Origin of the sequence: Burkholderia sp. AU30280, from assembly GCF_020420125.1 — a bacterium.
Lineage (GTDB): Bacteria > Pseudomonadota > Gammaproteobacteria > Burkholderiales > Burkholderiaceae > Burkholderia.
Genome location: NZ_JAIZRY010000006.1, coordinates 101107 through 125925 on the forward strand (window position 1 = coordinate 101107; position 24819 = coordinate 125925).

Here is a 24819-nt window from a genome sequence, read left to right on the forward strand (position 1 = left end):
GGGGCGCGCTCAGCGCACCGGATTGCCGGATTCGAGTGCACGCGCCGGCTTCGGCGGCAGCGCGGCCGCCGGCGCCTGCCGGGGCTGCGCCGCCGGCACGCGGCGCTCGGCGCGCTCCACGCCGAGCCATGCGGCCAGCGCGGGCAGCAGGAACACCGCGCCGAACAGGTTCACGAGGAACATGAACGCGAGCAGCACGCCCATGTCGACCTGGAACTTCAGCGCGGAGAACGCCCAGGTGCCGACGCCGATGAACATCGTGACGGCCGTGAACAACGCCGCCGTGCCGCGCTGGCGCATCGCGTCGGCGAATGCGTCGGGCAGCGTCGCGCCGTGACGGAGGTCGTGCTGCAGGCGCTCGTACAGGTAGATCCCGTAGTCGACGCCCACGCCGACGCCAAGCGTGATCACCGGCAGCGTCGCGACCTTCAGCCCGATGCCGAGCCGCGCCATCACCGCGTTGCACAGGATCGACACCAGCGTGAGCGGCACGACGATGCACAGCACCGCGCGCCACGAGCGGAACGTGACCGCGCAGAGCAGCGCGATCGCGCCGAAGATCGACAGCAGCATCGCGATCTCCGCGTCGCCGACGGCCTCGTTGGTCGCGGCCATCACGCCGACGTTGCCGCCCGCGAGCCGGAACGCGACGTTCGGTGTCGGGTTCCCGGCCGCGAAGCGCTTGATCTCGTCGACGATGTGCGCGAGGGTCGTGCCTTCGTGGTTCTTCGTGTAGATCAGTACCTGGATCGCCTTGCAGTTCGCGGTGTTCATCCCGTTGTCGGGGTCGAACGCGCTGGAACCCTGCGTGAGCCCGTCGCTGGAGCGCGGCAGCGCGGCCCAGCGCGGGTTGCCCTCGTTGAACGCGGCGATGAACACCTTGCCCTGCGACGACACGCTCGTCACCGACTGCACGCCGGCCACGCCGCGCATGGTCATCTCGAACTTCTCGATCGCGCTCATCACCGGGTAATGCAGGCACGCGTCGTCGAAGCCGGTCGTCTCGACGATCACCGACAGCACGTCCACGCCGATGTTGTACTGGTGCGTGATCGCCGCGTTGTCGATGTTGTAGCGCGAGTTCACGCGCAGTTCAGGCGCGCCGGTGCCGATGTCGCCGATCTCCAGCTTGCGCGATTCGAGCGTGCCGTACGCGAGCAGCGCGAGCGCCGCCGCGAACACGCCGAGCGCCGACGCCGGCCGCGCGAACACCGCGAAGCGCGACCACCTCCGGCTGCCGCCGGCCGCCGCGCTGCGCTGCGCATGGGCCAGCGCGCCGTGCTCGAGGCGCGTGTACGACAGCAGGATCGGCAGGAACACCTTGTTCGTCACGATCATCAGCAGCACGCCGAGGCACGCGGTGATGCCCAGCTCGCGCACGATGTCGATCCTGATCCGCATGATCACCATGAAGCCGAGCGCGTTGGTCAGCAGCGCGACCGTGCCCGGCACGAACAGCTTGCGGAACGCGTCGCGCGCGGCCTCCGCCGACGATGCGCCGCGCACCAGCGCCTGCTTCCACGCGTTGGTCATCTGCACCGCATGCGACACGCCGATCGAGAAGATCAGGAACGGCACGAGGATCGACATCGGGTCGATGCCGAGCCCGAGCAGCGGCAGCGCGCCGAGCAGCCAGACGACCGGCAGCAGCGCGACGGCGAGCACCAGCACGGTGGTCTTCAGCGAACGCGTATAGGCGAGCAGCAGCGCGGCCGTGACGAGAAAGGCCAGCGCGAAGAACGCCACGACGCCCGCGATGCCGTTCTCGACGTCGCCCACCAGCTTCGCGAAGCCGATGATGTTCACGTCGATGCCCTGCTTCGCGTACTTCGCGCGGATCTCCTCGAGCTGGCGCGCGACCGCGCTGTAGTCGAGCCGCTTGCCGGTGGCCGGGTCGGTCTCGCGCAGCTCCGCGCGGATCAGCGCCGACTTCAGGTCGTTGCCGACGAGGCGGCCGATCTGCCCGGAACGCGCGACATTGCGGCGCACCTTCGCGAGATCGTCCGGGTTCGCGCTCGAGAACTGGCCCGGCACGACCACGTCGCCGCGAAAGCCGGCCTCGGTCACCTCGGTGTAGTGGACGTTCGGCGTGAACAGCGAGAACACGCGCGAACGGTTCACGCCGGGAATGAAGAACACGTCGTCGGTCGCATGGCGCAGCGCGTCCATGAACGCCTGGTTGTAGATGTCGCCGTCGCCGTTCCAGCGCAGGCTCACGAGGATCGTGTTCGCGCCGGGAAACGCACCCGCATAGCGCTCGAACACCTGCATGTACGGGTGCTGCATCGGGATCATCTTGTTGAAGCCCGGATCGAGCTTCAGGCGCGTCGCGGACAGCCCGAGCGCGAGCGTCACCGCGACGCACAGCAGCATCAGCAACCGGCGCCGGCGGATGATCGTGTTGGCGCAGCGCTCGACGAACGCGCCGAGGCGCGACGCGGGAACGGCTTCAGGAGAGCGTGACAGGTCGTTCATGGAATTCTCTGGTCGATGCGAAACGAACGGGAGCAGCCAGCAGGACGGCCGGGCGTCAGGACGGCGAACCGGCGAGCAGCGCGACGCCGGCTTCGCCGCCGAGCAGCAGCGCGCCTTGGCCCATGTCGAGCACGGCCGCGAGGCTCTGCACGCCGCCGAGCTTGCGCACGTCGAAGGTCAGCCCGCCGTCGCGCGACGCGACGATCGCGCCGCCCTGGCCCACCAGCACGAGTTCACCGTCGGCGAGCTGGGTCGCGCCGAAGTACGACACCGGCACGTGGCTGTCGACATGCGTCCAGGTCGCGCCGCGATCGGTGCTGCGCACCACGTTGCCGCGCATCCCGTACGCGACCCAGTCGCCGTTCGCGAGCATCAGCGCGCCGAACAGCGAGCCGGCGTACGGCGACGGCAGCTTGTCCCACGCGGCGCCGTTGTCGGTCGAGCGCAGCAGCGTGCCGCTCTCGCCCGCGACCAGCAGGTTGCCGTGGCCGTCGCCGACGATCGCGTTCAGGTGGCGGTCGCCGGCCGGGGTCTTCACGGTCTGCCAGTGGAGGCCCGCGTCGTCCGAACGCAGCAGCTGGCCGAAGCTGCCGGCCGCGAACAGCGGGCCGTCGGCCGTGCCCCACACGGACAGCAACGGATCGGAATGCTCGTGGTCGATGTGCACTTCGCGCCAGTGCATGCCGGCGTCGTCGCTGCGCACGATCCGGCCGTCGTGGCCGACCGCGATGCCGAGCGTCGGCGTGACGAAGCGCACCTGCGTGAGCGTCGATGCCTGGTCGGGCGTGACCGATGCCGGTCGCCAGCGGGCGCCCGCGTCATCGCTCAGCAGGATCACGCCGCGTTCGCCGACCGCGACGATGCGTGCGCCGGCCCGGGCGAGCCCGTTGATCTGCAGCCGGTCCGCGTGGATCGCCGTGACCGGGAACGCCGGCAGCGGGCGCGGAGAAAACGCGAACAGCGCGGCGCCGAGCACCAGCGCCGATATCGCGAGTCCGGGCAAAGTTCGTTTCATCGCTTGTCTCCTGTGTCTGCGTTCGACGACGGTTCGCGCCATGGCGCTCACCACCTTCGCCCGCAAGTCTCCGGGCCGTCGGTCGTTGCCGCGGCCTCGAATGGTCCTGAATGGAGGGCCGCTTGAGCGGCGCGACCCGCCCGCGTGCCGCTACGCGCCGACTTCGAACAGCGCGGCGGCGCCCATCCCGCCGCCGATGCACATCGTCACGACCGCGTGCCGCACGCCGCGCCGCGCGCCTTCGAGCAGCGCGTGCATCGTCATCCGCGTGCCCGACATGCCGAACGGATGGCCGAGCGCGATCGCCCCGCCATCCACGTTCAGCCGATCGTCTGGAATGCCAAGCGTGTCGCGGCAGTACAGCGCCTGGCACGCAAAGGCCTCGTTCAACTCCCACAGCCCGATGTCACCGACGGTCATCCCGACGCGCGCCAGCAGCTTCGGAATCGCGAACACCGGGCCGATGCCCATCTCGTCCGGCTCGCAGCCGGCCACCGCGAGGCCGCGGAACGCGCCGAGCGGCGTCAGGCCCCGGCGCGCCGCTTCGCTGCGCGACATCACGACGACGGCCGCCGCGCCGTCCGACAGCTGCGATGCATTGCCGGCCGTCACGAATTCGCCCTGCTCGACGACCTTGCCGCCGCTCCACGACGGCTTCAGCCCCGCGAGCCGCTCGGCCGTCGTGTCGGCACGCACGCCTTCGTCGCGCGCCGCGTGCACGTTCTCGTAACCGGCCGGGTTGCCTTCCTTGTCGAACCGCGCGCGCCGCACGTCGAGCGGCGCGATTTCCGCGTCGAAGCGGCCGGCCGCCTGGGCATCGGCCGTGCGCTGGTGGCTCTGCAGCGCGAATGCATCCTGGGCGGCGCGCGAGATCCCGTAGCGGCGCGACACGATCTCGGCCGTTTCCATCATCGCCATGTACGCAGCCGGCTGGTGGTCGAGCACGGCCTGCGAACGCGCGCGATATGCGTTCTTGTGCCGGTTCTGCGTGAGCGAGATCGACTCGACGCCGCCCGCGACGACGATCCGCGCGTCTCCCGCGCCGATGCTGCGCGCAGCGCTCGCGATCGACATCAGGCCCGACGAGCACATGCGGTCGATCGCCATGCCCGGCACCGACGCCGGCAGCCCGGCCGCGGCAGCCGACAGGCGGCCGATGTTGTAGCCCTGCGTGCCCTGCTGCGCGGCACAGCCGATCAGCACGTCGCCGACGTCGGCCGGCGCGACGCCGGCGCGTTCGAGTGCCGCGCGCACGACGTGGCCGCCCAGCGCCGGCGCCTCGGTGTCGTTGAACATGCCGCGAAACGCCTTGCCGATCGGCGTGCGTGCGACGGAAACGATGACTGCGTCTTCCATGTGTGTGGCTCTCCGAATCTAGAAGGTGTAACGGCTGATCGTGTCGGCCACGCAACCGGGCTTCGCTTCGCCTTCGATCTCGACGGTCACGCGAATCCATGCCTGCACGCCGCCTTCGAGCGGCTCGACGCGCAGCAGCTCGCCGACGCCGCGCACACTCGCGCCGACCTTCACCGGCGACGGGAAACGGATCCTGTCGCAGCCGTAGTTGACGCCGAGCCGCGCGCCGTCGATCCGCACGATCTGGGGCAGGAAGGCATTGACGAGCGACAAAGTCAGGTACCCGTGCGCGATGCACGCGCCGAACGGGCCGTCCTTCGCGCGCGCCGGGTCGACGTGCACCCACTGGTGGTCGCCCGTCGCATCGGCGAATCCGTCGATGCGGGGCTGGTCGATCGCGAGCCACGCGCTCGCGCCGAGCGTCTCGCCGACGGCCGCCGCGAGTTCGCCGGGATGCGCGAACACGCGGGGCGTCGCGCGCACGGGGTCGAGGGTCGTGCTCATCATGCGTGCTGGCTGCTGACCGACAGCACTTCGCCGGTCATGTACGACGCGTAATCGCTTGCAAGGAACACCATCACGTTCGCGACCTCCCAGACTTCGGCGGCGCGCCCGAAGGCTTCGCGCGACGCCAGTTGAATCAGCAGGTCGGCCGGCGCCGACTTCTTCAGAAAATCGTGCATCGCGATGCTCGGCGCGACCGCGTTGATGCGCACGCCGTACGGCGACGCCTCGAGCGCCGCGCAGCGCGTGAGCGCCATCACGCCCGCCTTCGCGGCCGCGTAGTGCGCCTGTTCCGCCTGCGCGCGCCAGCCGAGCACCGATGCGTTGTTGACGATCGCGCCGCGGCCTCGGGCCTGCATGTGCGGCAGCATCGCGCGCGTCATCCGGAACGTCCCGGTCAGGCTAATGTCGATCACGCGCGACCATTCGGCATCGTCCATATCGACGATGCGGGTCGAGCCGCCGAGCCCGGCGTTGTTGATCAGCACGTCGACGCCGGCGAGCGTGTCCTGCGCTTGCGCGACGAGCGCCTGCACGTCGGCCTCCACCGCGACGTTGCACAGGCGGCCGTGGACCTGTTGCAGCCCCGTTTCGGCGCGCAGCGTCTCGACCGCCTGCTCGAGCCGCTTTTCGTGGATGTCGGAGATGAACAGCGCGCGGCAGCCTTCTTCCGCGCAGCGGCGCGCGGCCGCGAAGCCGATGCCGGCGCCGGCGGCAGCCGTGATCAGCACCGATTTGCCGGCGAGCAGCTGGTGGCCCGGCACGTAGGCGTGCGCTTTCTGGATCTGGGGTGCGGTCATGCGGTTCCTCTTGTCTCCCTGGGCATGCCGAGCCCGCGCTCGGCCATGATGTTGAGCTGGATTTCGTTGGTGCCGGCATAGATCGTGTCCGCACGGGAAAACAGGAACACGCGCTGCAGATGGGTGAGCTTTTCGTCGGCCGGATCGATCACGTTCGCGCGGGATCCAAGCGCATCCATCGCGAGCTGGCCGAGGTCGCGGTGCCAGTTCGACCAGAAATACTTGTAGATCAGCGCCTCGCGGCGCAGCGGCGCGGCGGCCCCGCCATCGGCGTCGTCCGCCCCGGACAGCATTCGCAGCGCGTTGTAGCGCATCACGCGCAGCCCGACCCACGCGCGGCCGATCCGCTGGCGCAGCACCGGGTCGCGGTCCGCGCCCGATTCGCGCGCGGCGTCGATCACCCATTCGAGTTCGCGGACGAACTGCATCTGCTGGCCGAGCGTCGACATCCCGCGCTCGAAGCCGAGCAGCGTCATCGCGATCCGCCAGCCGTCGCCGGGCGCGCCGACGAGGTCGCGGGCTTCCGCACGCGCGCCGTCGAAAAACACTTCGTTGAATTCCGCGCCGCCGTTGAGCTGCTTGATCGGCCGGATCTCGATGCCCGGCTGGTCGAGCGGCATCAGCAGGAACGACAGCCCCTTGTTGCCCTTCGACGCGGGATCCGTGCGCGCCAGCACGAAGATCCAGTTGGAATCGTGCGCGAGCGACGTCCAGACCTTCTGGCCGTACACGCGCCACGCGCCGTCCGCGCCCGGTTCGGCGCGCGTGCGCACGTTGGCCAGGTCGGAGCCCGCGCCGGGCTCCGAATAACCCTGGCACCAGAACTGCGTGCCGGCCAGGATGCCGGGCAGGAAGCGCGCGCGCTGGTCGTCGGTGCCGCACGCGACGAGCGTCGGCCCGAGCAGCCCTTCGCCGATGTGACCCATCCGCCCGGGGCCGCCCGCACGGGCGTATTCCTCGTGGAAGATCACCTGCTCGGCGACCGGGAAGCCGCGCCCGCCGGCGTCCGTCGGCCAGCCAAGGCCGGTCCAGCCGCCCTTCGCCAGTTCCTGCTCCCACGCCTTGCGCAGCTCGGGCCAGGCTTCCTCGTCGCCGGGGCCGCCGCGGTATTTCAGGCACGCGAAGTCGCCGGTCAGGTGCGATCGCACCCAGTCGGCCACTTCATGCCGCAATTGCCGTTCGCGCGTGTCGCTGTTCATTGGAGGGCTCCTGTGCGTGCTGCCGATGGACGAGATGCCGCCGCGGCGGGGGGTGCGAGCGCTTCGTCGCGACGCGATGCGCCGCCGTCGATCGCATGGGACGCGATCCATTCGAGCAGTTGCGGCGTGCTGCCGAACTGCGCACCCGACGCCTGCGCACGCTTGAAGTAGAGATGCGGGTCGTATTCCCACGTAAAGCCGACGCCGCCGTGCAACTGGATCGCTTCCTGTGCGCAGAACGCATACGCATCGTTCGCGGCGGATTTCGCGGCGGCGATATCGGCGCGCAATGCGTCGCCCGGCAGCACGCTGGCGGCTTCCGCATCCCATGCATGCGCGGCGCCGAGCACGGCCGAGCGCGCCGCTTCGATCAGCACCATCATCTGTGCGCAACGGTGCTTGACGGCCTGGAACGACGCGATCGCGCGGCCGAACTGCACGCGCTGGCTCGTGTAGTCGAGGGTCAGGTCGAGGCATTGCTGTGCGCCGCCGAGTTGTTCGGCGGCCAGCGCGAGTGCCGCGAACCATGCGGTACGTTCCAGCAACTGCGCCGCCGTCTTGCCACACGCGAGCAGCGTGTCGCGGCTCACGCGGGCCTCGTCGAGCACGATCCGTGCGATCGGCCGCGTCGCGTCGAGCGTGCCGAGCGGCGTGACGTTGAGACCCGACGCCGTTGCGACGTCGATCGCGAACAGCCCGACCGACCGCCCTTCGTTCGCGATCCGCGCCGGAACCAGCAGCAGGTCGGCGCGCGCGCCGTCGAGCACGTGTGCTGCGACGCCGGACAACGCGAAGCCAGCCGCGGTTTCTTCCGCGATGAACGGAAGCGGTCGAGCACTGGCCGGTTCGTCGAACGAGTCGCCGAAAGACGCGCCGAATGCGTTGGCGTCCGGCCCGCCGCATGGCCGGCCGACCCGCGCGCCACTTGGCTCGCCGAACGGCCAGTCGAACGGCAGCGCCAGCGTCGCGCTGCACGCGCCTTCGGCAATCTTCGCGAGCCAGCCGGTCGCCAGCGGCGTATCGCAGCCGGCCAGCGCCGTCGCCGCGAGGCATGCGGTCGAAAAATACGGCACGCACGCGACGCGCCGGCCGAGCTGCTCCATCAGCACCGTCTGCTCGACCGCACCGAGCCCCAGCCCGCCGGCCGCCTCGGGCAACGCAAGCGCGTTCCAGCCGAGTTCGCCCGCGAGCGCGGCCCACAGCGCATCGTCACGGCCGGCCGACTGCGCGAGCGCGCGGCGCACGTCGGCGGACGCGCTGCGTTGCGCAAGCACGTCGGCTGCCGCATCGCGGATCATCGCCTGTTCGTCGGTGAGCGCCAGATCCATCGCTCAGCTCCCGTACACGCGCTGCGCGGGACGCGCATCGGCAAGCAACTTCGCCACCGCCGGGCCGACCTCGGCCGCTGCCCAGCGTGCGCCGCGATCGACGCTCGGGCCGGTGCGCCAGCCTTCCGCGACTGCGATCATCCCGCCCGCGACCTCGAACACCTGGCCCGTCACATCGGCCGATAGCGCGCTGCCGAGCCACACGACCAGCGGCGCAACGTTGGCCGGATCGAAATAGTCGAAGCCGCCGTCCTCGGGCTGCTTCATCATGTCGGCGAACACGCCTTCGGTCATCGACGTGCGCGCGGCCGGCGCCAGCGCATTCACGCGCACCCCGTAGCGCTGCAACTCGGCCGCCTGCATCAGCGTGAGCGCGGCGATCCCGGCCTTCGCCGCGCCGTAGTTCGACTGGCCGATCGAGCCTTGCAGCCCGGCGCCCGAACTCGTGTTGACGATCCGCGCATCGACCGTGCGGCCGGCCTTCGCCGCATCGCGCCACACCCGCGCCAGCACGCTCGACAGGCAGAAGTGGCCGCGCAGGTGCACGCGCATCACGTCGTCCCAGTCGGTTTCGGTCATGCTCGTGAACATCTTGTCGCGGCAAATGCCCGCGTTGTTGACGAGCACGTGCACGTCGCCGAACGCTTCGCGCGCCGCGTCGACGATCCGCTGCGCGGTGTCGACGCGCGTGATGTCGTCCGCATTCGCAAGCGCGCGGCCGCCGCGTTGCGCGATTTCGTCGACGACTGCTTGCGCGGCATCGCGCCGGATGTCGTTGACGACGACCGCCGCGCCTTCGGCCGCGAACGCAAGCGCGTATGCGCGCCCGAGCCCGCCGCCCGCGCCGGTGATGATGACGGTGCGTCCGTTACAGATTCCCATGCTTGTGCCTCGTGGATCGTGAAGGTGACGCGCTCACAGGCGCTCGATGATCGTGACGTTCGCGAGGCCGCCGCCTTCGCACATCGTCTGCAGCCCGTAGCGGCCGCCCGTACGCTCCAGTTCGTGCAGCAGCGTCGTCATCAGACGCGCACCGGTCGCGCCGAGCGGATGGCCCAGCGCGATGCCGCCGCCGTTCGGGTTGGTCTTTTCGTGCGGGAAACGCGTGTCGGCGAGCCATGCCTGCGCGACCGATGCGAACGCCTCGTTCATCTCGACGACGTCGATCCGCGACCAGTCGAGGCCGGCCTTCTCGAGCGCGGCCTGCGTCGCCGGGATCGGTGCGGTGAGCATCCACATCGGATCGTCGCCGAGCACGCTCAGGTGATGGATGCGTGCGCGCGGCGTGAGCCCGTAGCGCGTCAGCGCCTCCTCCGACACGATCAGCAGCGCGGCGGCCGCATCGCAGGTCTGGCTCGCGACGGCCGCCGTCAGCGAACCGCCCGGCGTCAGCGGTTCGAGCGTCGCCATCTTTTCCAGCGAGGTATCGGGGCGCGGCGTCTCGTCGTGCACCACGCCTTCGAGCGGCACGATTTCCCGCTTGAAATGGCCGGCCTCGATCGCCGCAACCGCGCGGCGGTGGCTTTCGAGCGCATACCGCTCCATCGCGTCGCGCGACAGGTTCCAGTGATCGGCGATCCGCTGCGCGGCGACGAATTGCGACACCGGCGCGTCGCCGAAGCGCGCACGCCAGCCGTTGCTGCCCGAGAACGGGTCGTTGAAGCCGAGCGGCGCCGCGCAGGTCATCGCGGACGAGATCGGGATCTGCGTCATCGTCTGCACGCCGCCGGCCACCACCACGTCCTGCACACCGCTCATCACGGCCTGCGCGGCGAAATGCACGGCCTGCTGCGACGAGCCGCACTGGCGGTCGACCGTCACGCCCGGCACCTGCAGCGGCAGCCCGGCCGCGAGCCAGCAGGTGCGCGCGATGTTGCCCGCGAGCGGGCCGATCGTGTCGACGCAGCCGAACACCACGTCGTCGTATTCGTCCGCGGGAATCGCGTTGCGCCCGACCAGCGTCTTCAGCACGAAGCCGCCGAGGTCCGCCGCATGCACGTGCGCGAGCCCGCCCTTGCGGCGGCCGGTCGGCGTGCGCAGCGCGTCGACGATATAGGCTTGTTTCATCCGTTCAACTCCTCGAGGTCGAAGGTCTGCGCGGGGCCGATCGGCAACGCATCGCCGAGGATCGCGTCGGCCATGCGCCCCTTGTGGAACGCACTGTCGCCCCAGCTGCCGGAGAGCGCCCAGATGCGCTTCATGAAGATCTGCAGGTCGAGCTCCCACGTGTAGCCGATCGCGCCGTGCACCTGCATCGCGTGGCGTGCGGCAAGCTGTGCGGCCGACGTCGCCGCGAGCTTCGCGTGCGACACGAACACCGCGCGCTGCGGGTGATCGTCGGCGATCGCCTGCGCGGCGCGTGCGACCACCGGCCGCGCGAACTCGTAGCGGATCGCGACGTCGGCGAGCAGGTGCTTGAGCGCCTGGTACGAACCGATCGCCTTGCCGAACTGCTTGCGCTGCGCGCTGTAGTCGATCGCGACGTCGAGCACGCGCTGCGTGAGGCCGAGCAACTGCGCGGCGACCGCGAACGCACCGTGGTCGAGCGCGCGCGCCAGCAGCGGCGCGGCTTCGTCGGCGCTCGCGATGCGCGTGGCGGCCGACGGCTCCCAGTCGAGCGTGAACAGCCGCCGCGACGGGTCGACGCTGTCCACCGCGCGCCACGCGCACTGCGCGGGATCGACGCGGTGCAACTCGCCGCGGTGTTCGCACAGGAGCGTCTGCGCGACATGCACGTCGGCCGCATACGGGTTCACCGGATGCACGAGCGCCACACGCGCGCGCCCCTCGGCGATGTCGCGCAGCAGCGCGTCGCGCCAGTCGCTCGCCGGCAGCCGCGCGAGCATGCCGGCCGACACGAGCGCCGTGTCGAGCAGCGGCTCGGGGCTGCCGAAATAGCCGTAGGTCTGCGCGAGCAGCGCCCATTCCGCTTCGCCCAGGCCGAGCCCGCCGTGCGCCTCGGGCACCGACACGGCGGTCAGCCCCTGCGACGCGAACAGCGCCCACAGGTCGTCCGAGCGCCCGGTCGGCGTGGCCCAGAGCTCGCGGATCAGCTCGGGCGTCATCTCGGTCATCAGCAGGCGCTTCACGCTGTCCGCGAGCGCTTCCTGGTCTTCATCGAATACGAAATCCATACGATGTCCGTTCTGTAAGGGTGGCGCCGGCGCGCTCAGGCGCGCGGCATGCCGAGCATCCGTTCGGCGACGATGTTGCGCTGGATCTCGTTGGTGCCCGCGTAGATCGTGCCGGCCTGCGCGAACAGGAAGCCGTCGAGCCAGTGGCCGAGCGCCGCGTGCTGCGCGGCCGTTTGCGGGACGACCTCGCCGTGCGCACCGAGGATGTCGAGCGCGGTCTGGTGCATGCGCAGGTCGAGCTCCGACCAGAACACCTTGTTGGTGCTCGACTCCGCGCCGATATGGCCGCCCTTCAGCAGCCGGCTTGCGGTCGCGTAGGTCGACAGCGCATACGCCTGTGCATCCATCCACGCCTGCACCACCCGTTCGCGCAGCGTCGGATCGCGGTCGGCGCTGTCGCGGTGGGCGAGATACAGGTCGCGCAGCGCCTGTGCGGTGCGCTGGAACCGCGCCGGCGAACGCAGCATCAGCCCGCGCTCGAACCCGGCCGTCGCCATCGCGACCTGCCAGCCCGCGCCTTCGGCCGCGAGCCGGTTCTCGACCGGCACGCGCACGTCATCGAAGAAGATTTCCGCGAAACCCGTCTGCCCGTTGAGCTGGCGGATCGGCCGCACCGTGATGCCCGGCGCGGACAGCGGCACCATCAGGAACGTGAGCCCGTGGTGACGCGACGATTCCGGGTCGCTGCGGAACAGGCCGAACAGCCAGTCGGCCCACACCGCGCGGGTCGACCAGATCTTCTGGCCGTTCAGCACGTATTCGTCGCCGATGCGGGCGGCCGTCGTGCGGATCGCGGCCATGTCCGAGCCCGCGTTCGGCTCCGACCAGCCCTGCGCCCACACGTGCTCGCCGGCCGCCATCGCGGGCAGGAAGCGCGCCTTCTGCTCCGCCGTGCCGAAATCCATCAGCGTCGGGCCGAGCAGGAAGATGCCGTTCTGGTTCACGCGCATCGGTGCGTCGGCACGCCAGTACTCTTCCTCGAAGATCAGCCACTCGATCAGGTCGCAGCCGCGCCCGCCGAGTTCGCGCGGCCACGTGACCATGCTCCAGCGGCCCGAGTGCAGCGTGCGCTCCCATTCGCGGTGCGCGGCGAAGCCGGCCTCGGTGTCGAAGCTCGGCAGCCGCTCGCGCGGCACGTGCGCGGCGAGCCATTCGCGGATCTCCGCGCGGAACGCCTGTTGTCGCGGCGTATAGGCCAGGTTCATGCGCGTGCCTCCCCGGCGGTTGCCTGCGCGTCGAAACGCGCATCGCGCTTCTCGACGAACGCGGCGCGCGCCTCCGTCGAATCGTTCGTCAGGTACGCCTGCAGCGTGAAGCCCTGCTCCCAGCGGTACTTGTCCTCGAGATCGCCGTCCTCGACGCCGTTCAGCGCCTCCTTCGCGAGCCGCACCATCGCCGGACTCTTCTCCGCGATCTTGCGGGCGATCGCGAGCGCCGCGTCGCGCAGCATGTCGCGCGTCACGACCTGCTCGACCGCGCCGAGCCGGTACGCTTCGGCCGCATCGATCAGGTCGCCGGTGAAGTACATCGCGCGCACCTTCTGCACGCCGAACAGCCGCTGCAGATGCGCGCCGCCGCCCATCGCGCCCCGGTCGATCTCGGGCACGCCGAAGCGTGCGCAGTCGGCCGCGACGACGATGTCCGCCGCGCCGCAGATGCCGATCCCGCCGCCGAGCACGAACCCGTGCACGGCCGCGATCACCGGCTTCGGGTTGCGGTGCACCGCGCGAAACGTCTCGTAGTTGCCCGCGTTGACCGCCACGATCCGCTCCGGGTGCGCGGCCAGTTCCTTGATGTCGACGCCCGCGCAGAAGCCGCGGCCTTCGCCGCGCACGACGATCACGCGCACGTCGTCGTCCTCGCCGAGTGCGTCGAGCGCCCGCGAGAGCGCGTGCCAGCCCTGCGCGTCGAGCGCGTTCACGGGCGGATGGGCGATTACCAGTTCGGCGATGCCGTCGGCACGATCGATCCGGAACGGCGTCGCGCCGGCCGGTGGGTTGGATGCTGTCATCTCCTCTGCCTCCCTGTGATGGTGTTCACGCGGCCTGTGCCGCCGGCGCGGCGCGCAGCGCGGCCAGTGCGTCGAGCCGCTCGACGGCTTCCGCGACGATCCGCGCGATCAATGCGTCGCACGATTCGATCGCGCCGATCATCGCGGCCGCCTGGCCGCACGGCAGCACGCCTTCATCCGGATGGCCGTCGACGATCGCGCGCCGGATCAGGAACGGCGCATTCGCGGCCATCAGCGTCTGGCTCGCGGTGTAGTCGTGCGAGCGCAGCGCCTGGATTGCCAGGCCGAGCATGTCGCTCGTGCGCAGCCCGTTCTGGCGTCGCCATGCTTCGGCGGTCTTCAGCGCGAACAGCGTGCGGCGCAGCGGGCCGAAACGTTCGAGCTTCAGCAGATACGGGTTGTCGATCATCCGTTGCGGTAGCCCGTCGAGTGCGTCCGACACGCGAATGCGCGCCGGGTCGCCGACCGCGACGTAGCGCTCGAGCGTCTCGCGCGGCACCGGCGATTCGGTGCTCATCAGGAAGCGCGTGCCCATTGCGATGCCGGCCGCGCCATACGCGAGCGCGGCGGCCAGCCCGCGCCCGTCGAAGAACCCGCCGGCCGCGACCACCGGCACGCGCACCGCGTCGAGCACCTGCGGCAGCAGCAGCGTGGTCGGCACCGAGCCCGTGTGGCCGCCGCCTTCCGCGCCCTGCACGGTGACAATGTCCGCGCCGAGTTCGACGGCCTTCGCCGCATGCTTCGGCGCGCCGACGGTCGGCATGCAGACGATGCCGGCCTCCTTGAAGCGGCGGATCGTCTTCGCGTCAGGCCCTCGGCCGTAGCTGACCGCGCGCAGCCGGTGCTTGATCGCCAGTTCGACGACCTGTTGCGCGTTCTTCTGGAACATGTGGAAGTTGATGCCGAACGGCTGGCCGGTCAGCGACTTCACTTTCAGGATCTCGGCCTCGACCTGCCCGGGTTCGAGCGTCGCGCCGGCCAGGAAGCCGAAGCCGCCCGCGTTGCAGGTGGCCGCGACGAGCCGCGCGTCGGCCACCCAGCCCATCGCGGTCTGCACGATCGGATAGCGGCAGCCGAGCAGGTCGCACAACGGCGTATGCAGCGTCGTGCTCATGCGGCGGCTCCGTTGACGACGTCCGGCGCGGGCGCGTGCGCATCGCTACGGTCCGCGCCGTTCGGCTGGCGCTGCGAGCGGGCCATGCTGCGCGCGTCGTAGCCGCCGAGGCGGTCGCCGCTCACCAGCTCGTTGTGCGCATGCGCGAAGTGATGCCACGCGAACGCCGCGTCCATCGCCGCGCGCTTGCCTTGCAGTTCCTCGACGTGATTCAGCGCCTGCTTGGTCAGCGCGAGCCCGAGGCGCGGCATCGTCGCGATCCTCGCGGCGATCGCGTAGGTCGCGTCGCGCAACCGCTCGCGCGGCACCACGCGGTTGACCATCCCCATCTGGTACGCGCGCTCGGCCGGCATCCGCTCGCCGAGGAACAGGAATTCCTTCGCGATGCGCGGGTTCAGCTCGTACGCATGCGCGAAATACTCGACGCCCGGAATCCCCATCCGCACGACCGGATCGGCGAAGCACGCATCCTCGGACGCGACGATCAGGTCGCACACCCACGCGAGCATCAGCCCGCCCGCGATGCATGCGCCCTGCACCATCGCGATCGTCGGCTTCGGCAGGTCGCGCCAGCGCCGGCACATCCCGAGGTACACCTCCTGCTCGCGGGCATAGAGGAATTCGCCGCCGTCCTTGTCGACGTGGTCGTACCACAGCGATGCGCGGTCGAACGACTCGTGGATGTCGCGGCCCGGCGTGCCGATGTCGTGGCCCGCCGAGAAATGCTTGCCGGCGCCCGCGAGCACGATCGCCTTCACCGCATCGTCGTGCGCCGCGCGCCGGAACGCCGCGTCGAGCGCGTACGTCATCTTCGAGTTCTGCGCGTTGTGATACTCGGGACGGTTCATCGTAATCGTCGCGATGCCGCCGTCGACCGCGTAGTCGACGACACCGTCGCCGAAGCTCACCTGGGTCGCTTCCATGTCGGACCTCATCCCCGGCGCGGCGCCGGATTGTTGCGCACGATCGTCGCGCGCAGGTTGTGCGGATCGAGCGCGTGCACGATGCGCAGGTCTTCCGCGTTCGGCGGGGCCGTCGTGCCGATGTCGGGTGCGGCGATCAGCGGAAAGCCGGTCGCGTCCTGCACCTCGTCGAAGCTCACGCCCGGATGCAGCGAGCGCACGCGGATCGCGTGGTTGGGCCCGCCGAAATCCATCACGCACAGGTCGGTGACGATGCTGCGCAGGTCGACGAAGGTCTTCATCCCGGGCAGCCGGCGCGCCGGGTTGTAGCCGACCGTGCACACCATGTCGACTTCGTGTTCGACGAACGTGCGCTTGCCGTGGCCGCTGACGAAGAACGAGTTCGCATGATTCGTCGTGTTGCCGGGAAAGCCGCGTGCGCCGAGCAGCTGGGTTTTCGGGCGCGCGTAGTCGTCGCCGAGCCACGAGATGTTGGCCTGGCCGAAACGGTCGATCTGCGTCGGCATCACGAGCGCGTGGCGGCGGCCGTGCCACAGGCAGTCGAACACGCGCTCGTAGGTCATCCAGCCGCTCGCCTTCATGCGATAGCCGTCGGGGCGCGGGCCGAGCGGCACCGGCTCCTCGACGAGATACGCTTCGCCGTCGGTCAGCATCAGCCCGTTGTTGTACGCGAGCCGCGCGAGGCCGGCCGCGAGCCGCGGGCCCGTGCCGATGCCGGTCGCCAGCACTTCGCCGTCGTCGCGCCAGAGTCGCGCGGACGCGACGATCATCAGTTCCGCGAGGGAATGGTCGAGAGATTCGCTCACAGGCGCTCCTTTACAGAATCGGCAACGGCAGCGTCGTCACGTGCGACAGGCCGCCGACGCCTTCGAGGTACCGGCGTTCGTCCTGGCCGACCACGTCGCGAAGGTACGCCGTCGTTGTCGCGTCGTCTTCCGCGCTGGCGCAGTACGCGCGCAGGTGCGGCAGGTCCCAGCCGTAGGCCGGCCCGCACGACGTCGGATGCGCGCCGCCCGGCGCGTGCACCACGCCCGTGACGAGCGAGCGCTCGAACGGGTTGCGCTTCGCGGCGTCGAGGTCTTCCGTCGCAATCGACGAATCGACCCGTTCCGCCGACACGTAGCAGCGCTGCGCGGCCCGCGCCATCCACGCGTCGAAGAACGGATCGGGGCCGTCGATGCGCGTGTTGCCCATCCGGTCGGCCGCGTTCACGTGCAGCAGCGCGACGTCGAGTTCGATCGCGGGCATCGCGAGCAGCGTCTCGCCATCGTCGTACGGTGACTGCACCGTGCGCAGTCGCGGCGCGTGATCGAGCAGCGCGGTGCCGAGCCCGGCACGGGTCGGCAGGAACGGCAGGCGTGCGGCGGCCGCGCGCAGGCCGAGCTGCAGCATCCCTTCGTCGAATTCGAGCACGTCGATGCGGCCGTGCTCACGGGCGCGGCGGAAATGCGGTTCGAGCGGAATCACGTCGAGCGACACGAAGCCGAACACCACCTTGCGCACCTTGTCCGCCGCGCAGAGCAGCCCGACATCGGCGCCGCCGTACGCGACGATCGTCAGGTCCTTCAGGTTCGAGCGCGCGATTTCGCGCACCAGCGCCATCGGCTTGCGCCGCGGCCCCCATCCGCCGATGCCGATCGTCATGCCGTCGGCGAGTTGCGCGACCACGTCGCGCGCGGACATCGTCTTGTCGAGAGGTTTCATCGTCATCGTGCTGGCTTACCGGTATCCGATGCTGAAATCGTGGCCCCACTGGCTCACCTTCGTAGCCTCGAACACCGCGTGTTTCGACCAGTCGACCGTCAGGCCGCCGAAGCCGTATTCGAGATCGAAGCCGCCGGGGGTCTTCATGTAGAACGAGATCATCTGGTCGTTGCAGTGACGGCCGAGCGTCGCGGACATCGTCACGTCGTGCGTGGCCACGCGATCGAGCGCGCGCCCCACTTCGTCCATCGAGTCGACTTCGGCCATCACGTGCACGCAGCCCGACGGCACGGCCATCTCGAACAGCGCGAGGCTGTGATGACGCGCGTTGCGGCAGTGCATGAAGTGAATGCGTTTCTCGGGTTCGGCCGGATGGGGCGTGAACTTCACGCGATAGATGTCGGACAGCTCGAAGCCGAGCACGCCGCGCACGAACGCGTCGGTCGCGTCGAACTGCGGCGCGGGCAGCACCGCGTGGCCGAGCCCCATGTCGCCGGTGACGAAGTGCGAGACGCCCAGCGGCGACACGAAGCGGCGGAAGTCGCAGCGCGCCCCCCAGTACAGCTCGTGGCGGTTGCCTGACGGGTCGGTGCACCACGCCATCGCCTGCACGCGGCGCAGCGCGGCTTCGGCGGGCGTCGCGCGGATCGGCTCGACGCCCGCGCACTGCAGCGCCGCAAGCGCGGCGTCGAACGCAGCGCCGTCAGGCAGTTCCCAGCCCGACGCGAAATAGCGGTCGGTCGAGCCGGGAACGATCACGTAGCGGAAATCGCGCTCGTCCATCTTCAGGTACAGCGCGCCGTCGGGCGCGTCGAGCGCCTGCATGCCCAGCACGTCTTCCGCGTAGCGGCGCCACGCATCGACACGCGTCGCCTCGACGACGACGTAGCCAAGCGCACGGACATCGATCATGTCGGCCTCCTCCAGGTTCAGAATCCGTTGTTCGTGAAAGGATTCTGGCCGGTCGGGGGGGGGTGTCACATCGTCTGTTGGGACGAGAGGCGGAGAGGAAATGGACGGGGGCGGAACGGCCGCGACGGGGGTGCGGCGGGCGTTGGGTCAGCCGGGGGTTCGGCAGGTTCGTGTGCCGGCATGCGGGCATCGGCTGGACAGGCAACCGACGAAGGCAAAAAAAGCGGCTGTCCGGTCCGGATACGTCGGCTTCTCGCCACCGTTCCGGTGAATTCGCGCGCGGTTTTCGAACCGATTCCCTCGATTGAATCTTGCGGTGCGCATTTGAAACAATGAAAGTTTTAATTCGATTAATTACTCCGCATTTATTCGCAAAACACTTTACCCATTCGGCAATCGCCCCCCTTTAAATCAATCTATTTTCATTCAAATTACAAAAAATAATAACTCAAATTAAATAACATTATAACGGTCGAGTGATTTTTACGGTGTAGATTTGATATGCCATCCATTTAAACCGGGCAAGACTGGAATTACATAGACCGCATTTCGTCGACTCCGAACGATTTCACCGAATATGGCCCCAAGCAATTAAATTGGCGCACGAGTTGCATTTCGATCGGCGGAAGTCATTGAACGGCCAATCAAAACAAGACCCCATCCACTCCACCCGCCTGGGTGTTCGGCAACAACAAAGAGCGTTCATTGGAAGCATTTTCCACGCAACGTCCTCGCAATGCATTTAATTCGCCCGGCATAATTTTCATGCAATCTGAGGGGCACCTCAATGTTCGACCGATATTTCGAATCTCAGGGAACGACTCGCAAGTTCGAAAGGAGATTCAAATGAGCAAATTGATCAATAAAATCGCTGTTGCTGCGTTCGGTTCGTTGATCGCAACCAGCGCGCTGGCCCAGCAGATCAGAACACAGGGAAGCGTGACGCAAATCACGTTACCCGAGCGCGGTCTGCAAATTGCCGCAATCGATTTCAAGCACGCGCTGCCGATGCCGATGCCAAGGCCGCTCGTTGCGCCGCCTGCCATGCTGGATTCACTGATGTACAACGCCAGGCCAGTGCTGGGCGTGCCGGGCCATGCGCCAGGCGGCGCCGGAGACGGCGTGCAAAGGCCGGTGCAACTGGTCGCGCCAGTCGATTTGAGTCAGTCCGGGGTTCAACCGCAGGAATACGGATCGTCGAATCAGCCATATACCACTAGCCAGGTGAATGCGAACGGCGACAATACGCAGTATTACTATCCGTTCCGTGCAGCCGGCAAGCTGTTCTTCAACATCGGCTCCGCGACCTACCTGTGCTCTGCCTCCCTGATCAAACCGGGCGTGGTCGTCACGGCCGCGCACTGCGTCGCGAATTTCGGCCAGCGGCAGTTCTACTCGAACTGGGTATTCGTTCCGGCCTACAGTAACGGAACCGCACCCTACGGTACGTGGAACGCGGCATCCGCCACCGTCATGACGTCCTATTACGACGGCACCGATCCATGCGCTGCCGCCGGCGTCATCTGCCAGGACGACATGGCCGTGATCGTGCTGTCGCCGCAAGCCGGATCGTATGCGGGCAATCGCGCCGGATGGTATGGCTATGGATGGAACGGCTATAGCTACACGCCGTCAGGACTCGCGCTGATCGACCAGCTCGGCTACCCGGTGGCCTTGGATAGCGGCGTCTACATGGAGCGAAACGAATCGCAAGGTTTCGTGTCCGCCAGCAACTCGAACAACACGATCATCGGATCGCTGATGACCGGGGGTTCGAGCGGCGGCCCGTGGCTCGTCAATCTTGGCATGCCGCCGACACTCAACGGCACGGCCTTCGGCAACGCAGCCTTGCACAATACCGTGGTCGGCGTGACGAGCTGGGGTTATACGAACTCCGCGGTGAAGCAGCAAGGCGCGTCGCCGTTCACGAGCAGCAACATCGTGACGCTCGTGAATACCGTATGCGGCAGCACGCCGGCAGCGTGTTGAGGGCAGCCTGACGTAACGCGTCGCGCGTGGCATTGCGCTCGTCGTGCCGATTCGGCACCGCCGGCCGACGCTTCACGCGACGCGCCCTCTGCGGTGCCCTGGGCCAACCCGCGCTTCGATCGAACGCGCGACGCTAGTCGAACGGATTCACCAGCCGGACCCCCGTCTTCGCGAAATCGCCGACGTTGCGGGTGACGACCGTCAGGTCGTTGATCAGCGCCGTTGCGGCAATCAGCTTGTCCAGCGCGTGCTCCGGATGCGGAACACGCAGGTGGCCCCACAACTGGCCGACATCGATGTCGATCGGCAGGATGTTGGGCGCATAGTCGGACATGAGCGCGGCCAGCCAGGCATCGAGTATCGACGCCTGCCGCGTATCGCCGCGGCGGCGGATCATCTCGACACCGCGGCGTAGTTCGGAAACCGTCACGACGGACAGGTAGAGACTGCTGCCGTCGTTTCCGGCTTCACGGAAGAACGCGCGCACCCCGCTGTTCGCGCGCTTTCCCTTTCTGATTTCGCTGATGACGTTCGTATCAATCAAAAACACGCCTGACCTCGCCGGAATCCTGAACACGTTGGAAATCCGCGTCTTCGCCAACATCAGGCATGCTCATCAGCACTTGCGCAAATGTCCTTCGCTTCGGCCGGCCGAGTGCATCGGCCAGAATGGCTCGATGTTCGGCCTCGGCACTCCTGCCATTTGCCGCAGCCTGCTCGCGCAGGCTCTGAACGATACTGTCATCCACGTTACGCACCAGAAGATTTGCCATAGGTCCCTCCATCCAGGTTGCTATCAATGATAGCGCCATGACGGTGAATTGCAAGCATTGCTATCATCGTCATGAATGGATGGAAGACGGGGTTGGCGTCGGCCAACGGCAGCAGCCAGCATGAATCCACCCGACTTCCGCCGTTCGCCCGACACGTCGCACTGCTGTCCGCAAGGTAAGGCAGATCGGAGCGACGTAAAAGACGGCCGAACGGCTATTCGCAGACAGGCGGCACGCGTGGACTCGCGCAGGGTGGCGTCATTCACCGCTGCCGCGTCGATCACGCAACGCAGCCCCCATCCGTCGACGCATTCGGGATCGCAGGCGACCGGCGTCGAACCCTTATCGGCAAATCCGCACGCACAACGGCAACCCGACCACTCAGAACCGATACGAAATCCCGATCTGCAACACCGGGTACCACCGATAGCGCGACATCACCTGCCGCAGTTCGTCGAGCCCGCTCGCGACGAGGATCTGGCTCTTCGCCGGCCCGGCCGCGGCCGCGAGTTCCGGCGACAGCGTGTACGAACATTTCGGTATCCCGTACGCCACGCCGAGGTCGGCGACGAATCCGAGCCCCTTCGACGCCGGCCGATGCCCGTAGCCGATCCCGACATACGGCATCACGGCCGGATAGCGCGCTTCCGCCACCGCGTACATCCCCGGCATCGCCGGATAGCGCTTGCCGCCGAACACGTAAGTCCCATTGGTCGGCACCGATACGCCGCGCAGTTCGTCGTCGTTGAAACGCAGGCCGAGCGTCGCCCGGAAGCCGCTGCCGCGCCACGGAAAGATGTCCGCGTACAGGCCACCCTGGCGCAGTTTCAGGTCGTCCTGATAGCGATTGCCGGCCACCGTGAAGTCATGCGAAAGATCGATCGCATTGAAGTCCGCATGCGCACCCAGCATCGAATTGAAGCTCACGGCCGCGCCGATGCCGACGCCCTGCGTGCCACCCTGCAGGTAGATCTCCTGCGCGTGCGCGCTCGCGGCGCACATCACCGCCACCGCTGCCCATTGGTTCACCGTCATTTTCACGGGCGCCTCCCCCGACTTGTGCCGGGCGCGCCTCGCCAACGCATGCGGCCTGCGCCGCGCTGCGTGATGCGAACCCCGACACGACACCTTGCAAGCACGCTTGCTGTTCGACGGATCGGGAACGCGTTGCCCCGTGCGCATGGCCGATACAGCATGCGCCGCAACACACGGCGCCCGCGGCCCGATCCGATTCCCCGTTTCTATCGATGTCGTTGCATGCCGCAGATGCGCTCATCGTTGTTGCGACATTCGTTTGCGCCAGCGGCACCGGGTCAACCGCAAAGCGCGTGCCATGCGGCGCAAACCGAAGCGGGACGCGCGTCACCGTCACACACAGGCGGTCACGACGGTCGCAATCCGGGGGAAATGTTTCAGGAACGTATCCGCATTCGGCGGGACACGCGGGAACACGCGATTTGATCTATCGCGCATCGAGATCGGAACGCATGCCGAACTAGGCTGGAAAGCCGTCAGCGCGTGCAAGTCGTCGTTGCAATCAATCGAGTCGGGCGAGACACATTGACGAAACGTTGCAAAAGTGCGACCTCGCGCCGGGTGCACGCGATGCCGATGCGCAATCCTGCGTGACGAGACAGGGTGAACACCGATGCGTGCGCATGCATCTTGTCGGTGCCGCGCACGGAAGCGATATGCGAGCCGATCGGCAAACCGGCCAGCGTCATCGACGCGCTGAAGAGGAGGGATAGGCAGGCTTTGTCAGCGACCGGGGCAACCGACGTCGCGCGCGACACGCTCGGCCACGTTGGCCTTGCTGCGGTAGTCCACCGCGACCGGCACGCCGGCGCACGCAAACTCGAGCGCGACACCCTGCCCGATCCCGCCGCTGCCGCCGAACACCAGCACCGCGCCCTGCGCAAACCCGTTGTCGTTCATCCCGTCCGTGTGTCGCGGCGCCGCTCAGGCCGCGGCCTCGCTCCCCGCCCGCAGGCGGTACTTCAGCACTTTCCCCGCGGCACTCGTCGGCAGTTGCCCGACGAACGTGAAATGCCGCGGCACCTTGAAGTTCGCCATGTTGCGGCGCGCCCAGTCGTTCAGTTCGTCGGCGTCCGCATGCGCGCCCGGCCGCAGCACGACATACGCGTGGCCGACTTCACCGAGCCGCGTATCGGGCACGCCGACCAGCGCAACCTGCGCAATCGCCGGATGTGCGGCGAGCAGCCGCTCGATCTCGGCCGGATAGCAGTTGAAGCCGCCGACGATGAACATGTCCTTGATACGGTCGGTAATCTTCAGGTTGCCGTTCGCATCGACGCAGCCGAGATCGCCCGTATGCAGCCAGCCATCGGCATCGACGGTCTCGCGCGTCGCGTCCGGCTGGTTGAAGTAGCCGCGCATCACGTTGTAGCCGCGCACCCAGATCTCGCCGGTCTCGTCCGGCCCGAGCGGCGCGCCGTCCGGCCCCGCGATGCGCAGCTCGACATCCGGCATCGGCCGGCCGGACGTACAGGCAACCGTCTGGGCATCGTCGCCCTGACGGCACAGCGTCGCGAAGCCGCACGATTCGGTCAGTCCGTAGCCGGTCAGCACCGTCTCGAAGCCGAGCTCCGCGCGCATCCGTTCGATCAGACTTGGCGCGATCGCCGCCGCGCCCGTCACCGCGATCCGCAGAGACGACAGGTCGCGCGTCGCGCGGTCGGGGGCGTCGAGCAGCGCGTAGTACAGCGTCGGCGGGCCGGGCAGCACCGATACGCGATCGTCGGCAACGCGCCGCAGCACGTCGTCCGGCTGGAACACGAGATGCGGCAGCACGGTCGCGCCGCTCGACAGCGCGGCGAGCCAGCCGGCCTTGTAGCCGAACGTGTGGAAGAACGGATTGACGACCAGGTAGCGGTCGTCGTGGCGCACGCCCGCGATCGCCGCCCACGCCTGCGCGGCGCGCAGGTTCTGGCCGTGCGCGGTCATCACGCCCTTCGGGCGGCCGGTCGTGCCGGACGTGAACATCAGGTCCATCACGGTGTCGGGCGTCACCTGCGCCTCGCGTTCGCGCACCGCGGCCAGCGGCACCTCGGCGCCGCGCGCGAGGAACGCGTTCCAGGTCTCGTCGCGCGCACCGGGCGGCGGCTCATCGTCGAACACGACGACGCGCTCGAGCGTCGCGGGCCGGTGCGGTGCGAGCATGGCCGGATAGGATTCGCCGAGGAAGGTGCCGCAGCAGAACAGCAGCCGTGCGCCGCCGTCGTGCAGGATGCCGCCCACCTCCATCCCCTTCATCCGCGTATTCACCGGCACGAGGATCGCGCCGACGGTGTGGATCGCCAGCGCCGCGACGATCCATTGCGGCAGGTTCGGCGCCCACACCGCGATGCGGTCGCCGGCCGCGATGCCGCTCGCGAGCAGCGCGCGGGCCGCGTCGAGGCGCGCCGTGTCGAGCTCCGCGTAGGTCAGCCGGCCATGCTCCGACTCGATCGCCGGATGCGCGCCGTGGCGCGCGGCTGCCCGTGCGATCAGCGCGGGCGTGGTCAGGATTTCGTTGTCCATCGTCATCGATCAGGGTGGCCGTGCGCGCCGCCGGCGCGCCAC

The 24819-nt window shown here is 68.5% G+C and carries 24 protein-coding genes; 1 reads left to right on the forward strand and 23 read right to left on the reverse strand.

What is annotated here, in order from left to right; translation table 11 throughout:
* Window positions 1–9: 9 nt before the first annotated feature.
* The 17 genes from LGN17_RS15565 to LGN17_RS15645 form a co-directional block, all read right to left on the reverse strand.
* Window positions 10–2475 (reverse strand): efflux RND transporter permease subunit, encoded by a 2466-nt coding sequence (locus tag LGN17_RS15565; RefSeq protein ID WP_226197585.1) that lies wholly within the window; start codon window positions 2473–2475, stop codon window positions 10–12.
* A 55-nt stretch (window positions 2476–2530) separates the two neighbouring features.
* A complete protein-coding gene (locus tag LGN17_RS15570; protein ID WP_226197586.1) occupies window positions 2531–3490 on the reverse strand; it encodes a WD40/YVTN/BNR-like repeat-containing protein in 960 nt (319 codons plus the stop codon).
* A 150-nt stretch (window positions 3491–3640) separates the two neighbouring features.
* Window positions 3641–4846 (reverse strand): acetyl-CoA C-acyltransferase, encoded by a 1206-nt coding sequence (locus LGN17_RS15575; RefSeq protein ID WP_226197587.1) that lies wholly within the window; start codon window positions 4844–4846, stop codon window positions 3641–3643.
* A gap of 18 nt (window positions 4847–4864) precedes the next feature.
* On the reverse strand, window positions 4865–5350 hold the full coding sequence (locus LGN17_RS15580) for a MaoC family dehydratase (protein WP_226197851.1): 486 nt from the start codon (window positions 5348–5350) through the stop codon (window positions 4865–4867).
* Window positions 5350–6150, reverse strand: coding sequence for an SDR family oxidoreductase (locus tag LGN17_RS15585; protein ID WP_226197588.1), 801 nt, complete (start codon window positions 6148–6150; stop codon window positions 5350–5352). The genes LGN17_RS15580 and LGN17_RS15585 overlap by 1 nt, the downstream gene beginning before the upstream one ends.
* The gene (locus tag LGN17_RS15590) at window positions 6147–7349 is read right to left on the reverse strand and encodes an acyl-CoA dehydrogenase family protein (protein ID WP_226197589.1); all 1203 of its coding nucleotides are present in this window, start codon (window positions 7347–7349) and stop codon (window positions 6147–6149) included. The genes LGN17_RS15585 and LGN17_RS15590 overlap by 4 nt, the downstream gene beginning before the upstream one ends.
* Window positions 7346–8677, reverse strand: coding sequence for an acyl-CoA dehydrogenase family protein (locus LGN17_RS15595; RefSeq protein ID WP_226197590.1), 1332 nt, complete (start codon window positions 8675–8677; stop codon window positions 7346–7348). Before LGN17_RS15595 ends, LGN17_RS15590 begins: the two co-directional genes overlap by 4 nt.
* A 3-nt stretch (window positions 8678–8680) precedes the next feature.
* Window positions 8681–9559, reverse strand: coding sequence for an SDR family oxidoreductase (locus LGN17_RS15600; RefSeq protein WP_226197591.1), 879 nt, complete (start codon window positions 9557–9559; stop codon window positions 8681–8683).
* Window positions 9560–9592: 33 nt separating this feature from the next.
* Entirely contained in the window at window positions 9593–10744 is a 1152-nt protein-coding gene (locus LGN17_RS15605) for an acetyl-CoA C-acetyltransferase (protein WP_226197592.1), read from the reverse strand.
* Window positions 10741–11811: an acyl-CoA dehydrogenase family protein gene (locus LGN17_RS15610; RefSeq protein WP_226197593.1), complete on the reverse strand. Its 1071-nt coding sequence runs from the start codon at window positions 11809–11811 to the stop codon at window positions 10741–10743. Before LGN17_RS15610 ends, LGN17_RS15605 begins: the two co-directional genes overlap by 4 nt.
* 35 nt (window positions 11812–11846) lie before the next feature.
* Entirely contained in the window at window positions 11847–13016 is a 1170-nt protein-coding gene (locus tag LGN17_RS15615) for an acyl-CoA dehydrogenase family protein (RefSeq protein WP_226197594.1), read from the reverse strand.
* A complete protein-coding gene (locus LGN17_RS15620; RefSeq protein WP_226197595.1) occupies window positions 13013–13822 on the reverse strand; it encodes an enoyl-CoA hydratase family protein in 810 nt (269 codons plus the stop codon). Before LGN17_RS15620 ends, LGN17_RS15615 begins: the two co-directional genes overlap by 4 nt.
* Window positions 13823–13847: 25 nt before the next feature.
* Window positions 13848–14936, reverse strand: coding sequence for an NAD(P)H-dependent flavin oxidoreductase (locus tag LGN17_RS15625; RefSeq protein WP_226197596.1), 1089 nt, complete (start codon window positions 14934–14936; stop codon window positions 13848–13850).
* The gene (locus LGN17_RS15630; protein ID WP_226197597.1) at window positions 14933–15859 is read right to left on the reverse strand and encodes an enoyl-CoA hydratase; all 927 of its coding nucleotides are present in this window, start codon (window positions 15857–15859) and stop codon (window positions 14933–14935) included. The genes LGN17_RS15625 and LGN17_RS15630 overlap by 4 nt, the downstream gene beginning before the upstream one ends.
* Window positions 15860–15867: 8 nt before the next feature.
* The gene (locus LGN17_RS15635; protein WP_226197598.1) at window positions 15868–16665 is read right to left on the reverse strand and encodes a CoA-transferase subunit beta; all 798 of its coding nucleotides are present in this window, start codon (window positions 16663–16665) and stop codon (window positions 15868–15870) included.
* 10 nt (window positions 16666–16675) lie between these two features.
* Window positions 16676–17569 carry a CoA transferase subunit A gene (locus tag LGN17_RS15640; protein WP_226197599.1) on the reverse strand — a complete coding sequence of 298 codons (894 nt, stop codon included), beginning with the start codon at window positions 17567–17569 and terminating at the stop codon, window positions 16676–16678.
* Window positions 17570–17578: 9 nt separating this feature from the next.
* On the reverse strand, window positions 17579–18475 hold the full coding sequence (locus LGN17_RS15645) for a VOC family protein (RefSeq protein ID WP_226197600.1): 897 nt from the start codon (window positions 18473–18475) through the stop codon (window positions 17579–17581).
* Window positions 18476–19240: 765 nt separating this feature from the next.
* Between LGN17_RS15645 and LGN17_RS15650 the strand changes: the two genes are divergently transcribed.
* Window positions 19241–20464, forward strand: coding sequence for a trypsin-like serine peptidase (locus LGN17_RS15650; protein ID WP_226197852.1), 1224 nt, complete (start codon window positions 19241–19243; stop codon window positions 20462–20464).
* A gap of 133 nt (window positions 20465–20597) precedes the next feature.
* Here LGN17_RS15650 and LGN17_RS15655 read toward each other — a convergent pair whose 3' ends face one another.
* From LGN17_RS15655 to LGN17_RS15680, 6 genes are all read right to left on the reverse strand, one after another.
* On the reverse strand, window positions 20598–21014 hold the full coding sequence (locus LGN17_RS15655) for a type II toxin-antitoxin system VapC family toxin (protein ID WP_226197853.1): 417 nt from the start codon (window positions 21012–21014) through the stop codon (window positions 20598–20600).
* On the reverse strand, window positions 21001–21237 hold the full coding sequence (locus tag LGN17_RS15660) for a FitA-like ribbon-helix-helix domain-containing protein (RefSeq protein ID WP_014899176.1): 237 nt from the start codon (window positions 21235–21237) through the stop codon (window positions 21001–21003). The genes LGN17_RS15655 and LGN17_RS15660 overlap by 14 nt, the downstream gene beginning before the upstream one ends.
* 381 nt (window positions 21238–21618) lie before the next feature.
* Window positions 21619–22272, reverse strand: a complete 654-nt coding sequence (locus tag LGN17_RS15665; RefSeq protein WP_226197601.1) for a hypothetical protein — start codon at window positions 22270–22272, stop codon at window positions 21619–21621.
* A gap of 476 nt (window positions 22273–22748) precedes the next feature.
* Window positions 22749–22961, reverse strand: coding sequence for a hypothetical protein (locus tag LGN17_RS15670; RefSeq protein ID WP_226197602.1), 213 nt, complete (start codon window positions 22959–22961; stop codon window positions 22749–22751).
* 34 nt (window positions 22962–22995) lie between these two features.
* Complete coding sequence (locus tag LGN17_RS15675) at window positions 22996–23172, reverse strand: hypothetical protein (RefSeq protein WP_226197603.1); 177 nt, start codon at window positions 23170–23172, stop codon at window positions 22996–22998.
* 24 nt (window positions 23173–23196) lie between these two features.
* Window positions 23197–24783, reverse strand: a complete 1587-nt coding sequence (locus LGN17_RS15680) for a FadD3 family acyl-CoA ligase (protein WP_319000830.1) — start codon at window positions 24781–24783, stop codon at window positions 23197–23199.
* Window positions 24784–24819: the final 36 nt, after the last annotated feature.

Coding starts and splice junctions, on each gene's coding strand:
- LGN17_RS15670 (WP_226197602.1), bottom strand. CDS start 22,961: ATGACGCTGGCCGGTTTGCCGATCGGCTCGCATATCGCTTCCGTGCGC.
- LGN17_RS15575 (WP_226197587.1), bottom strand. CDS start 4,846: ATGGAAGACGCAGTCATCGTTTCCGTCGCACGCACGCCGATCGGCAAG.
- LGN17_RS15645 (WP_226197600.1), bottom strand. CDS start 18,475: ATGATCGATGTCCGTGCGCTTGGCTACGTCGTCGTCGAGGCGACGCGT.
- LGN17_RS15600 (WP_226197591.1), bottom strand. CDS start 9,559: ATGGGAATCTGTAACGGACGCACCGTCATCATCACCGGCGCGGGCGGC.
- LGN17_RS15580 (WP_226197851.1), bottom strand. CDS start 5,350: ATGAGCACGACCCTCGACCCCGTGCGCGCGACGCCCCGCGTGTTCGCG.
- LGN17_RS15620 (WP_226197595.1), bottom strand. CDS start 13,822: ATGACAGCATCCAACCCACCGGCCGGCGCGACGCCGTTCCGGATCGAT.
- LGN17_RS15595 (WP_226197590.1), bottom strand. CDS start 8,677: ATGGATCTGGCGCTCACCGACGAACAGGCGATGATCCGCGATGCGGCA.
- LGN17_RS15570 (WP_226197586.1), bottom strand. CDS start 3,490: ATGAAACGAACTTTGCCCGGACTCGCGATATCGGCGCTGGTGCTCGGC.
- LGN17_RS15675 (WP_226197603.1), bottom strand. CDS start 23,172: ATGAACGACAACGGGTTTGCGCAGGGCGCGGTGCTGGTGTTCGGCGGC.
- LGN17_RS15660 (WP_014899176.1), bottom strand. CDS start 21,237: ATGGCAAATCTTCTGGTGCGTAACGTGGATGACAGTATCGTTCAGAGC.
- LGN17_RS15585 (WP_226197588.1), bottom strand. CDS start 6,150: ATGACCGCACCCCAGATCCAGAAAGCGCACGCCTACGTGCCGGGCCAC.
- LGN17_RS15605 (WP_226197592.1), bottom strand. CDS start 10,744: ATGAAACAAGCCTATATCGTCGACGCGCTGCGCACGCCGACCGGCCGC.
- LGN17_RS15565 (WP_226197585.1), bottom strand. CDS start 2,475: ATGAACGACCTGTCACGCTCTCCTGAAGCCGTTCCCGCGTCGCGCCTC.
- LGN17_RS15610 (WP_226197593.1), bottom strand. CDS start 11,811: ATGGATTTCGTATTCGATGAAGACCAGGAAGCGCTCGCGGACAGCGTG.
- LGN17_RS15640 (WP_226197599.1), bottom strand. CDS start 17,569: ATGACGATGAAACCTCTCGACAAGACGATGTCCGCGCGCGACGTGGTC.
- LGN17_RS15650 (WP_226197852.1), top strand. CDS start 19,241: ATGCAATCTGAGGGGCACCTCAATGTTCGACCGATATTTCGAATCTCA.
- LGN17_RS15630 (WP_226197597.1), bottom strand. CDS start 15,859: ATGGAAGCGACCCAGGTGAGCTTCGGCGACGGTGTCGTCGACTACGCG.
- LGN17_RS15625 (WP_226197596.1), bottom strand. CDS start 14,936: ATGAGCACGACGCTGCATACGCCGTTGTGCGACCTGCTCGGCTGCCGC.
- LGN17_RS15665 (WP_226197601.1), bottom strand. CDS start 22,272: ATGACGGTGAACCAATGGGCAGCGGTGGCGGTGATGTGCGCCGCGAGC.
- LGN17_RS15590 (WP_226197589.1), bottom strand. CDS start 7,349: ATGAACAGCGACACGCGCGAACGGCAATTGCGGCATGAAGTGGCCGAC.
- LGN17_RS15615 (WP_226197594.1), bottom strand. CDS start 13,016: ATGAACCTGGCCTATACGCCGCGACAACAGGCGTTCCGCGCGGAGATC.
- LGN17_RS15680 (WP_319000830.1), bottom strand. CDS start 24,783: ATGACGATGGACAACGAAATCCTGACCACGCCCGCGCTGATCGCACGG.